The sequence below is a fragment of the Chryseobacterium sp. CH21 genome (genome assembly GCF_004119445.1).
Taxonomy (GTDB): Bacteria; Bacteroidota; Bacteroidia; order Flavobacteriales; family Weeksellaceae; genus Chryseobacterium.
Genome location: NZ_QICI01000050.1, coordinates 74269 through 87454 on the forward strand (window position 1 = coordinate 74269; position 13186 = coordinate 87454).

The window sequence follows — 13186 nt, forward strand, 5'->3', positions numbered from 1 at the left end:
AAAAAAATAATAAAGCAGACCAATGAGAAAGGCCATTTTGTCAATTGCTATACTCGGGATTTTATTTTCCGCAAACGTATCGGCACAAACTGAAACTTCAGGAAGGGATAAAGTATACAGAGCTACCCCAACCAAAGTAACAGAACTTAAACATACCAAGCTGAAAGTAAATTTTGATTATCAGAAAGAACAGATGAATGGGGAAGAATGGCTTACTGCCTCACCTTATTTTTATGCTTCCAATGAACTGACGCTTGATGCAAAAGGAATGCTGATTCATGAAGTAGCTCTTGATAATAACGGTAAAAAATCTCCTTTAAAATACGATTACAAAAATGATATCCTGAAAATTAGCCTGGATAAAACCTACCAGAAAAATCAGGATTATACCGTGTATATCAAATATACATCACGCCCAAATGAAGTGAAACAGCAGGGAAGTATGGCAATTAACGATGCGAAAGGACTGTATTTCATCAATCCTCAGGGCACAGAATCGGATAAGCCGACACAAATCTGGACACAAGGGGAAACAGAATCTTCATCTGCATGGTTTCCTACTATTGATAAACCCAACCAAAAAACGACACAGGAAATCTATATGACGGTTCCTGATAAATATGTTACCCTTTCCAACGGCCTTCTGAAAGAATCTAAAAAAGAATCCAACGGACTTAGAACCGATCATTGGGTGATGGATAAGAGACATTCTACTTACCTTTTCTTTATGGGAGTAGGAGAGTATGCCATTGTGAAAGACAAATGGAAAAATATTCCGGTTGATTATTACATTGAAAAAGAATACGAACCTTATGCGAAGCAGATTTACGGAAATACTCCGGAAATGATTGACTTTTTTCCAAAAAACTAAACTATGACTACCCCTGGGCGAAATATGCTCAGATCTCCGGAAGAGATTACGTAAGCGGAGCAATGGAAAATACCACTGCAACCCTTCACGGAAGTGATATTCTTCAGAAACCAGGACAGCTTATTGATGAAAATACATGGGAAGATACCATCGCTCACGAATTATTTCACCATTGGTTTGGAGATCTGGTAACAGCAGAAAGCTGGAGCAATCTTACCGTTAACGAATCTTTTGCCAACTATTCCGAATACCTTTGGAATGAATATAAATATGGAAAAGACCAGGCAGATTATCACCTGATGACCGATGTGAATCAATATATTCACAATCCATCCGACTTTAATAAAAATCTGGTGAGGTTCAATTATGAATCCCGCGAAGATGTTTTTGATCTGGTAACGTATCAGAAAGGAGGTGGAATTTTAAACATGCTGAGAAACTATCTGGGAGATGATGCATTCTTTGCCGGAATAAATGATTATTGAAAACCAACGAATATCAGAACGCAGAAGCACACCAGCTAAGACTGTCGTTTGAAAAAGTATCCGGTAAAGACTTAAACTGGTTCTTTAATCAATGGTATTTTGGAAACGGAAATCCGAAAATAAACTACTCATTTACATTTGAACCTGTGAAAAAGCAGGTGACGGTAACCATTAATCAAACTCAGGAAAAGCCATTTGAATTTCCTCTGGCTTTAGATGTATATGACAACGGGAAACCTAAAAGGTACAACGTCTGGGTAAATGCAGAAGCCAAAAATACATTCAGTTTTGATGTTTCTAAAGCTCCGGATCTGGTAAACATCAATGCAGACGGAGTTTTATTGGCAGAAATTACAGATACCAAAACTCCGGAGCAAAACCTAATGCAGTTTACCAACTCTAAGGAGTTCAAAAGCAGATATCTGGCTTTAAACGGAATCAAAGATCAGACTGGAAAAAGCCCTGCTGTAGTAAAATTATTGGCTGCTGCATTGAAAGATCCTTTCTTCAGAGTAAGAATAAAAGCTTTGAATCTAATAGATCTTACCAACCCTGAACAAATGAAGGCATTAGGTGCTGAAGTTGAAAAGTTAGCTTCCAATGATCCTAAAACATTAACTCAGGCTGCTGCTATTGCAGCTTTAGGAAAAACAAAAGACAAAAAATACCTTCCTTTATTTGAAAAAGGGGTAAGTGCAGTTTCTAATGCTGTGAAAGGAAGTTCAATGGGAGCAATTCTTTCTGTTGATCCGTCGAGAGCCAATAACCTGGCAGATAAAATTGATATGAAAGGAGCTTCAGATGCACTGCAGGCACAACTACTCCCAATTATTGTAAAGAATAAGATCGCATCCCAGATAGAAAACATTGCTCCTTTGGCAGCCTTTTATCCTTTTATTAAATTCCAGAATCCGGAGTTAGGAAAAGCCGCAGAAGATGGTTTCAACTGGATTATGACTTCTGATAATCTGAAAGCAACAGAAAGTATCACGAAAATAACAGGATACGCCAAAAACCAGATGGCAGACAATCCACAGGCTAAAATGATGATGGTTCAAATGCTGAAAGACGGCTTGAGTAAAAAAATGGAACTGCTCAAGCAGAATCCACAAAATGCAGCAAGTATCAATAAGCAGATTGATGTCATTAATAAAGCAATTGAAAACTACAAGTAAACAGATAGAGCCGGCAGATTTGTCGGCTTTTTTTATTCCCTATATTATAAAATACATTGATTTTTAATGATGTTGCAAAAATCAGCACTTTTAACCATCGTTTTTTGCATTATCTTTCATAAATTCGTTTAAAATTTAGACAATTATGAGTTTTGGAATTGAAGCAGCGGGCTATTATGTGCCTGGTTTATATTTGGAGATTAAGGATTTAGCAGAAAAAAGAGGAATAGAACCAGCAAAATTGGAAAAAGGCTTAGGTCTTCATAAAATGGGACTTTCTGATGTTCACGAAGACGCTGCTACTTTTGCAGCAGAAGCATTACTGAAGCTTATAAAAGATTATGATATCAATCCTAAGGAAATAGCAAGAGTCTATCTGGGAACAGAAAGTGCTGTGGATGCGGCAAAACCTACAGCTTCTTATGCTGTACAAATGGTGGAGAAGGTATTGGAAGAAGAATTTGGAACACGATGTTTCAAAAATTGTGATGTACTTGATATGACTTTTGCCTGTGTAGGAGCAGTGGATGCATTACATAACGCTTTGGATTTTGTAAGAGTAAATCCTGATAAAAAGGCTGTGGTGATTGCCAGTGATTATGCAAAATATGAATTGGCTTCTTCAGGAGAATATACGCAGGGAGGTGGAGCTGTAGCTCTTTTGGTTTCATCAAAACCTGATCTTCTTGAAATCGAGAATAACTGGGGCGTTGCTTCAGAAAGTGTTTTTGATTTTTTTAAACCTAGAAGATCATACCTTAAAGAAGATTTGAAGGACGCTCCGGAGAATTATCCCGAAAAAATTGAAATTTTTACAGATGAACCTGTTTTTGACGGACAATATTCTAACCAATGTTATCAGGATAGAATAAAAGAAGCTTATTATCATTATAAAGAAATCACTAGGCAGGAAAAACCTTATGAAAACTGGAAATATATTATCTTCCACCTTCCATATGCTTTCCATGGAAAAAGAGTGTTTACAGAAATTTATAGTCTTGAAAATGATCTTTCCTATGAAACAGCAGATGAACAGAAGGCGGTTGCAAAATCTGAAAACTATCTGAAATTAATCAACGATAAGATAGAAAAGACGCAAAGAGCTTCTTCTGAGATAGGGAATATGTATACAGCTTCTGTTTTTATGGCATTTCTTTCTGCATTACAAACATCTTTTGACGAAAATGAAGAACTTTCAGGAGAGGAAATAGGATTTGTAGGGTATGGAAGCGGCTCGAAATCAAAGGTATTTGCCGGAAAAGTTTCTGGAAACTGGAAAAGAGTAGTAGAGAAATGGAATTTATTTGAAAGTTTAAACCAAAGAACTGCTGTCGACTTCGAAACCTATGAGAAGCTTCACAGAAAACAGTTAAAGGAATCTGTAAACAACCAATACAAATGCTTTGGACTTGTTTCCATTGAAACTGAAAATCCGGTTTTGATTGGAGCCAGATATTACAGGTATCAATAGTAAAACTATTTTAAATGTAAAATATAAAGCATCCCATATTTTGGGGTGCTTTACTTTTTTATCAATGTAAAAGTGAAGCAAAATTTTATTGTTTCTACAGTTGAATTATTTTTAATTTAAATGATAAAATGGTTAAAAAAATACAGCGAATATGAATGGTGAATTTACTAGCATTAACCTAATGATGAATATGGTGTATTAACTGTTTTTTAATTTTAATCTGAACGAGACTGCCTTAAAATAGAGGGTATCCGGCTTTTAAAGTGTGTTTTTTATATAAAATTTAAGGAAATTCATCGTTTTTTTCTCCATTTTTATCAAAATTAACAATTCAAGTTATTTATTTATTTCATTTAAAATGTATTTTTTGGTTAATTTTTTTAATTAAATATTTTAAATTAATGTAATTTGATTTTAATTTTAAAATTTATTAAAATTCCGTTAATGTTTAAATTGGCTTATTTTTCGTTAATTTTTTAAATACAATTAAAATGATTCTACATCATTTTTTAAGTATGGATGTGAATCTCTCCTTTCTGGAAGCCTGTTTTCAGCGTTTGATGAATTGATGGTATAGATATTTATCGACATATTTGTCCCTTGAATATATTAAAATCTGTTAATATGAATGTGAAATTAAGCGTTTTGACAGTCGGTGTTCTGTTTTTTACAGGACAGACTGTATTAGCTCAGGAAAAGGACTCTAAGAACAGTAAGGACAAGGAGACAAAACTTGAGGAAGTTGTTGTTTTAGGGTATAGCAAGACTGCTACTAAAGCGAAAACAACTACATCTTCGGTTACTGTTGGTTCTGAAACCTTAGAAAACAGACCTAATATCTCGGTACTGAGCTCTATCCAGGGTACAGCTCCCGGGATCGTAGTAAATTCAGCATCTGGATCTCCAGGTTCTGGAAAATTCAATATTTTGATCAGAGGTGCAAGTTCCCTTAATGGTTCTACAGATCCTCTATACGTTGTGGATGGAGTAATTACTTCCGGTTCTCAGTTTAGAAACCTGAACTCTTATGACATTGATACGTTCAGTATCCTGAAAGATGCTCAGGCAACTGCTATCTATGGTAACAGAGCGGCGAACGGAGTTGTAGTAATTACAACTAAAGGTGGAAAATTCAACTCTGGAATGAAGGTATCTTACGATGCATTAACTTCGTTCAGCAAACTACCTACTTCTGACTATAACATGTCAGACGGTAGACAACTTTTACAAATTCAAAAGAATTTAGCAACTGGTAAAGGTAATACCTTAACACAGGATCAGATCAATAACTGGGGTACTAATACAGACTGGAGTAAGCAATTTACCCGTATAGGTATTTCTCAGCAACACAACCTTTCCATTACAGGAGGTGGGGAAAACATCAATAACTTTTTATCTCTAGGATATCTTGATAGTGAAGGTACTGTAAAATCTACAGACTTCAAGAGATTTACAATGAGAAATAACCTTAATGGTAAGTCTAAAAACGGAAAATTAACTTTCGGGGCTATTATGGGGTTAGGATATTCCAGAAGAAACCAGCTGGATGATGAAACAAACACAGGTATTTCTAACAATACACTTCAGAACCCTTTATTCGGAAGTGTGCTTTCATTACCATATGCAACACCTTCTCCATATGCTAACGGGCTTGAGCTCTATAATGCTATCAAAGGAGATGCTACCAATAACAGACACTGGATTCTTCAGGATAACATCAATGGGGGAATCAGAAACAGATTTACTGAATTAAGTATCTCTGCCAATGCTAATGTAAACTACAAAATTACAGATTATTTAAGCGTTGGAAACAGAACAGGTATAGAGTATAAGCAATACGACAGAACTTTCGCAAGATCACCACTTGGATATCTGGCTATCAGTGTAGCAAAAGGAGACGGATCTACATATGGAGGATTTGAAGATTTTTCTACAATAAAAGATCTTACGTTCAACAGTATTACGAATATTACATTCAATAAATCTTTTGGAGATCATACCATTAGTGCTGGTGCATACATGGACTATATTAAAGCTCATGTAACTACAAATACTCAAAGACAAAATGGTCTGAACCCATTACAGTGGGAATTTGGTGCAGGAACTGGTTATATTCCATTTAACCCGGATACACCAAACATTTACAGACCTTCTAACAGTGCTACAAAAGTAACAGCTGGTACCTTAGCTTACTTTGGAACTGTAGATTATGATTACAAAGATAAATATGGAGTAAGTGGAGTTGTAAGAAGAGATGGTTCTTACCGTTTCCTTCCTACCAACAGATGGGAGACGTTTTGGTCAGTTGCAGCAAGATGGAATATCGACAAAGAAGAATTTATGGCTAATTCCGGATTCAGATTGCTTAAGCTAAGAGCTTCAATCGGTACTACAGGTAACCAGAACTTAGGAATTGCCAGTGATAACCAAAACCCATTAGCACTTCTTCCAAATAACTTCCTTAATCTTTATAATGGTGTCTCAGGTTACCAGAATTTATTGGGATATAACTTTGTAAACTTATCAAACCCTTCTCTAGAGTGGGAGCAGGTAAAACAAAGTAACATTGGATTAGACTTTAACTATAAAGGATTGGTTGAAGGTAGTGTTGATTACTATCAGAAAAGAACATCAAGAATGTTCAATGACATTCAAAAATCATCTGCTACAGGATATTACTCAATCAGAGGTAACGACGGTGTTCTTGACAACAAAGGTATTGAAGGGATGATCAAGTACAACGTGATCAGAAACGAAAATACAAAAGTATCTGTTTTTGTGAACGGTGCATACAACTCGAACAAGATTGTTTCTATGAACAGTGAAAACCTTGCAGGAGATGTGGTAAATGCTATCGGTGGACCTGCTGGTCAGTATCAGCTATATTCATACGTTGGGGTAAACCGTGACAACGGAAACTTACAGTTCCTTGACAAAAACGGAAACATTACTGAAGCACCAACATCTGCAGACAGAGTATTGACTGGAAAATCCAGATATGCTAAGTTTACAGGAGGTTTCGGATTCAATGTGCAACATAAAGGATGGTTCCTTGATACATTATTCTCTTTCCAACAAGGAGGATGGATCTATGATAACTTACAATCATGGATTATGGATCCAAATGCAGCCGCAACAAGAAACCTTTCAGCGGATTTATTGAATGCATGGACTCCTGATAACAGAGATACTGATGTGCCTGCATTAAAAGCGAGCAATCTTAGCTTAGGTTCTTCAGACAGATTCTTACACAAATCAGACTTTATCAGACTTAAGAATATTTCTGTAGGATATAACTTCAGCAAAAGCCAGTTAGGTAAACTGCCGGTAAAAGGAATCAAAGTATTTGTTCAGGCAGAAAACCTTTATACCTGGACAGATTGGAAAGGATTTGATCCTGAGCCAATTACTTCGTATTCACTAAATGTTTATCCTAACCCAAAAACCGTATCTGTAGGTTTAAATGTTGATTTTTAATAGAGAAGAATTATGAAAAGAATTATAAACACAATATTAGTTGTAGCAACCCTATCATCTGCAGGATTTATGCTGAATAGCTGCCAGGATGCACTTGATATAAAGCAAGCAGGACAATTAGAAGGAGAAGACCTGTATACAAGTGTTGCTAACCTTAATGAAGTTTTAAACGGATCTGTATACGCTCAGTTAGATCCAATTGACGAGATCTACTTCACAGCGGTATTTACAGACGAAGTAAAGCCAGGATCTGGTAGTGGAGGACAGGAATATACACTTCACAGACATTTCCTTGATCCGTCTAGTCCTATTATTACCGGAGGTACTGTAGGTACAGTTGCCAGTGATGGAATCTGGTTAAACAATTATAGAGTAATCAACAGGGTAAACAGACTTCTTGAAGGAGCAAAGAACGTTACACCTACTACTGTTGAGGAGAAAAATACATACAATGCTATTCTTGCACAGGCAAGAGCTATCAGAGCATATTGCTATGTACAGTTAGAGGCTTATTTCTCTGCTGATATGAAAGATCCTAATGCTTTGGGAGTTATTCTTCTTACCGATGTTCCTTCTACAGAAGCGAAATTGCCAAGAGTTAAAAATCAGGATGTTTATGATTTCATTAATGCTGATTTAGAATATGCAAGAGGAATCTTAGGAAACTCTACCACTCCAAGAAGATATAAAGTGGATAAGAATTTTGTAAACGCTGTTGCAGCTCGTTTCAACCTTTACAGAGGCGAAATGGCATTAGCTAAACAAAATGCAGAATTGGTAATCAGTGGATCTGGTCTGTCTCTTACAGTGGCAACGCCAATCACCGGTACCAATGCCGCAGTTCCTGTTACAGAAGCTGATGGTTCTGTTTTCCAATCCGGACCTTTCACTGACACCCCTACAAGTAAATGGAATATCGCATTCTACGGAGGAATTGATGAGAGCAATGGAAATGGTATTGCAGGAGGATCTTTCAACCCATACAGAAGAATGTGGGCTGATACTGAAAACGGTGAAGCTATTTTCTCTCTGAACAGACTACCTTTAGGAGCTGGTGCAGCTATTGGAGGGAAATGGAATACAAACCAGTCTAACATTAGTGGAGCACCAATGTGGTTCTGGGGAAGAAACCTATACAACATATTTAAAAATACTCCTGGAGATATCAGAAAATATGCTTATGTAGACCCTTCTTCAAAACCGAATCCAAACTATGCTACTGCAACAGCAGGAAATACCAGAACGGACGGATTAGTGATTGATAAATATCCTGGTAAAATAAGTACAGCTACAAGAAATGATGTAAAAGTTTTCAGATTGTCAGAAATGTACTTCATTATAGCAGAAGCTGAGGTAGCAGCAGGAAATCTTGCAGCGGCTCAGGATAAAATTCAGCAGATAAGAGTAGCAAGAAACTTCCAGGGTGTAGCTACAACGCCTGCTTATTCAAATACACAGGTAGCTTATGCTGATATCCTGAAAGAACGTAGAGTTGAATTAGCGCTTGAAGGACACCGTTTCCTAGACCTTAAGAGACTTGCGGTATCAGCTAATGTGAGTATGGACAGAAATGATACAGATGATATCATCGCAGTGAAAAATCTTCCAAATGGTGATTACAGATATACATTACCTATTCCAATCAGAGAGATCTCTGCTAACCCGAACGTTAAGCAGAATGACAAGTATTAAGATTTAATTTTAATATATTTTTAAGAAGAGTCCCAGAAATGGGGCTCTTTTTTGTAATTTTTTATCGAATAAATGTTCTGTCCTGATAACTTTTAGGAGTCACGCCTTCCAATTGTTTGAATACCCTTGTGAAATAGTTCGTATCTGAAAACCCTGTCTGAAAAGCTGTTTCCTTGATGCTGATCTGGCTGGAAAGCAATTCTTTTGCTCTGTTAATTCTTTCCTGCAGAATAAAATCATTCGGGGAAGTTCCCAGTTCGTCTTTGAACATTTTAAAGAAATTTGATTTGCTTACATATGCAAGCTTTGCAATACTGTCAATAGACAATTTCTGATGCAGATTTCTTTTAATATAATCCACTACAAAACCTATCCTGGATTTATTTTTAACAATATTCTTTTCCACCATACTTCTGGCCTGGGTCTGCATTAATCTGATCAGAAGCTCCTTCAATGCAAAATCTGCCATGATGTCCTTTTGAGAATTATCATCCATGGCAATTCTCATAATATTGTTGGTAGCAGAAGCAAGCGCTTTATTATTGAACAGAAAATACTCATCCAGCTGAATATTCCATTGAGACGTTTCATCTACCTTAGGAAGATTATAGTTGAGGTAATTAAGAGAATCCTCAATAAAATCCGGATTAAGGCTTAAAGAAATACATTGTGTAGGCGTTTCATCCGCTTCAGGAAAATCAATCACCATCGTTTCTCCCGGCGCAACAAGGATACTTTCTCCCGGATAATAATCAAAGTAATTGGTCTTCTTATCCAGTTTCATGTGTTTTTTTCCTCTCAGCATGGCTGTAAATGCAATATTTTCAAAATGAAGTTTTACATCAAAAGCAGCCTTATGGGTCTCATAAATGCTAAATTCACAATTGTTTAGATTGAATTTCGTCTGATTTTCAACAAGACTCAATAGTTGGTTTTCCTTACGTAATTCAGGAGTATTTAATAATATCTTACTATTGTTATTCATTTCTAAAATTTTTTGAATCGGAAGTAACTCAAATATAGAAAATTTGAGACTACGTTGCTGTTAATAAAATACTAAAATTGAACCCTCTGCACTATTTTACACTTTTTTTATAGGATTGTGCTATACTCTTTTTGGCTTCTCAGTGTAATTTGGCAATATCGAAAAATTAAAACAAGACTAATATGAGCACTATTACAGAACCAAGATCAACAACGCTTTTACAGCGTCCGGAGTTCAAAAGCAAATATGACAACTATATTGATGGAAAATTCACTCCACCCGTTAAAGGACAATATTTTGACGTAGTTTCTCCGGTTGATGGGAAAAACTTTACCCAAGTAGCACATTCTTCCAAAGAAGATTTGGAACTTGCTGTAGATGCGGCAGAAAAAGCTTTTCAGACATGGAAAAACACTTCTTCTACAGAAAGAAGCATCATTCTGAATAAAATTGCAGACAGAATAGAACAGAATTTAGAATATCTTGCCATCGTAGAAACAATAGATAACGGAAAGGCGGTAAGAGAAACACTGGCAGCAGACTTACCTTTAGCCATCGATCATTTCAGATACTTTGCTTCCGTAATCCGTGCTGATGAAGGATCACACAACGAACTGGACAAAGATACCGTATCTCTGATTGTTCACGAACCTCTTGGTGTTATCGCACAGATCATTCCTTGGAACTTCCCGATATTAATGGCTGTCTGGAAACTGGCTCCGGCATTAGCTGCAGGAAATTGTGTCGTGTTAAAACCGGCAGAAAGTACTCCTGTTTCCATTATGGTTTTAATGGAATTGATCGGTGACCTTTTACCGGCAGGAGTTATTAATATTGTCAACGGATTCGGAGCAGAACTTGGAAGAGCTTTGGTGACCAATCCGAAAGTAGCCAAAGCAGCCTTTACCGGTTCTACCGCTACAGGACGTCTCGTAATGCAGTATGCTACAGAAAACATTATTCCGGTGACATTGGAGCTGGGAGGAAAGTCTCCTAATGTGTTCTTCAATTCAGTGATGGATGCAGATGACGAATTTTTAGATAAAGCCATAGAAGGAGCCGTTCTTTTTGCCCTGAATCAGGGAGAGATTTGTACATGTCCTTCAAGACTTCTTGTTCAGGAAGACATTGCAGATGCCTTTATCGAAAGAGTAGTCAAAAGAGTAAAAGCCATCAAAGTTGGAAATCCCTTGGACAAAACTGTGATGATGGGAGCACAAGCTTCAAAGATTCAAAAAGATAAAATCCTTTCTTACATTCAGCTTGGGAAAGAAGAAGGGGCAGAAGTGCTTGTAGGAGGAGAAGTAAACCATTTGGGAGAAGATCTTGAAGAAGGGTACTACATCCAGCCTACCATCTTCAAAGGAAACAACAGAATGAGAATTTTCCAGGAAGAAATTTTCGGTCCCGTGCTGGCATTTACCACTTTCAAAGATGAAGAGGATGCCATAAAAATTGCCAATGATACCATTTACGGACTTGGGGCAGGAGTGTGGACAAGAGATGCTCATCAGCTGTATAATATTCCACGCCAGATTGAAGCAGGAAGAGTATGGGTAAACCAATATCACTCTTATCCGGCTGGAGCACCTTTCGGAGGCTACAAACAGTCAGGAATCGGAAGAGAAAATCATAAAATGATGCTTGATCATTACCGTCAAACCAAAAACATGCTGATTTCTTACAATAAGAATAAGTTAGGTTTCTTTTAATATTATTTAGGACGTGCCCGATTGCCTTGGCTTTTCCAGGGCAGTACGGTCGGGCTATCCAGGGCTGCACTTCGTTTCGGTGCTCCATTGCATTCCGCACCGGCTCGTTCCTCGCCGCCATTACTATCCCTCACGCAGAGGAATTCTCTGTTCAAACCTGGAGATAAAAACTAGTACCCAAAATAACTCAATCCAAAAAATAAAATATGATTCCAAAAACAATGAAAGCGGCAGTAGTTCAGGGCTACGGCCAACCTTTGAAAATAGAAGAAGTACCTGTAAGAGAACCCGGAAGATATGAAGTCCTTGTTAAAGTAATCGCCTGCGGAGTTTGTCATACAGACTTGCATGCGGTAGATGGCGACTGGCCTGCAAAACCCAAGATGCCTCTTATCCCCGGACATGAAGGAGTAGGTATCGTAGTAGCCTGTGGACCCGAAGCTTTTGTAAAAGAAGGAGACGCCGTAGGAGTTCCGTGGCTGTACAGTGCTTGTGGATGCTGCGATTATTGTATTACAGGATGGGAAACCCTTTGTGAAGCCCAGAAAAATGGAGGTTACAGTGTAGATGGAGGATTTGCAGAATATGTTATTGCAGATTCAAGATATGTAGGACATTTGAAATCTGATGTTAACTTTCTTGAAATTGCCCCTATTTTATGTGCCGGAGTAACCGTTTACAAAGGATTGAAAGAAACAGAAACTAAACCTGGAGAATGGGTAGCCATTTCTGGAATCGGAGGATTGGGACATGTAGCTGTTCAATATGCTAAAGCAATGGGTATGCATGTAGCAGCCATTGATGTAGCAGATGATAAGCTTGAACTGGCGAAAAAATTAGGAGCAGACCTTGTAGTGAATGCAAAGAACACAGATCCTGGAGAATATTTACATAAAGAAGTGGGCGGAATGCACGGCGCATTGATTACTGCCGTTTCACCTATTGCTTTCAAACAGGGAATAGATGTGTTGAGAAGAAAGGGAACTATCGCTCTGAATGGGCTTCCTCCCGGATCTTTTGAACTTCCTATTTTTGAAACCGTATTGAAAAGAATCACCGTGAGAGGTTCCATTGTAGGAACAAGAAAAGATATGCAGGAAGCGTTGGATTTTGCCAATGAAGGATTGGTAAAAGCTACAGTCACTTCCGCAAAATTAGAAGACATCAATGATGTTTTTGATAAAATGAAAAAAGGTCAAATTGATGGCAGAATCGTTTTAGATATTGCCGGTTCAAATTAATTGATGATGTGTTGTGGGATCCCGGTTAGAATTTATTTTACCGGGATTTTTTATCAACATAAAGTTTGTTTTAAGCT

6 protein-coding genes and 1 pseudogene are annotated in these 13186 nt (G+C 37.4%); 6 read left to right on the plus strand and 1 reads right to left on the minus strand.

Annotation, left to right across the window (positions count from 1 at the left end):
- Nucleotides 1-22: 22 nt before the first annotated feature.
- From BOQ62_RS10270 to BOQ62_RS10285, 4 genes and pseudogenes are all read left to right on the plus strand, one after another.
- Nucleotides 23-2531, plus strand: a pseudogene (locus BOQ62_RS10270) (M1 family metallopeptidase).
- A 145-nt stretch (nucleotides 2532-2676) separates the two neighbouring features.
- Entirely contained in the window at nucleotides 2677-4002 is a 1326-nt protein-coding gene (locus tag BOQ62_RS10275; RefSeq protein ID WP_129039212.1) for a hydroxymethylglutaryl-CoA synthase family protein, read from the plus strand.
- A 624-nt stretch (nucleotides 4003-4626) separates the two neighbouring features.
- The gene (locus tag BOQ62_RS10280) at nucleotides 4627-7479 is read left to right on the plus strand and encodes a SusC/RagA family TonB-linked outer membrane protein (RefSeq protein ID WP_129039214.1); all 2853 of its coding nucleotides are present in this window, start codon (nucleotides 4627-4629) and stop codon (nucleotides 7477-7479) included.
- A gap of 12 nt (nucleotides 7480-7491) precedes the next feature.
- A complete protein-coding gene (locus tag BOQ62_RS10285; protein ID WP_129039216.1) occupies nucleotides 7492-9171 on the plus strand; it encodes a RagB/SusD family nutrient uptake outer membrane protein in 1680 nt (559 codons plus the stop codon).
- Between the two features lie 61 nt (nucleotides 9172-9232).
- Here BOQ62_RS10285 and BOQ62_RS10290 read toward each other — a convergent pair whose 3' ends face one another.
- Nucleotides 9233-10156: a helix-turn-helix domain-containing protein gene (locus BOQ62_RS10290; RefSeq protein ID WP_129039218.1), complete on the minus strand. Its 924-nt coding sequence runs from the start codon at nucleotides 10154-10156 to the stop codon at nucleotides 9233-9235.
- 182 nt (nucleotides 10157-10338) lie between these two features.
- On the opposite strand from BOQ62_RS10290, the gene BOQ62_RS10295 reads away from it, so the two are divergent.
- The gene (locus tag BOQ62_RS10295) at nucleotides 10339-11868 is read left to right on the plus strand and encodes an aldehyde dehydrogenase family protein (RefSeq protein ID WP_129039219.1); all 1530 of its coding nucleotides are present in this window, start codon (nucleotides 10339-10341) and stop codon (nucleotides 11866-11868) included.
- Between the two features lie 206 nt (nucleotides 11869-12074).
- Nucleotides 12075-13109, plus strand: a complete 1035-nt coding sequence (gene adhP, locus BOQ62_RS10300) for an alcohol dehydrogenase AdhP (protein WP_129039221.1) — start codon at nucleotides 12075-12077, stop codon at nucleotides 13107-13109.
- Nucleotides 13110-13186: the final 77 nt, after the last annotated feature.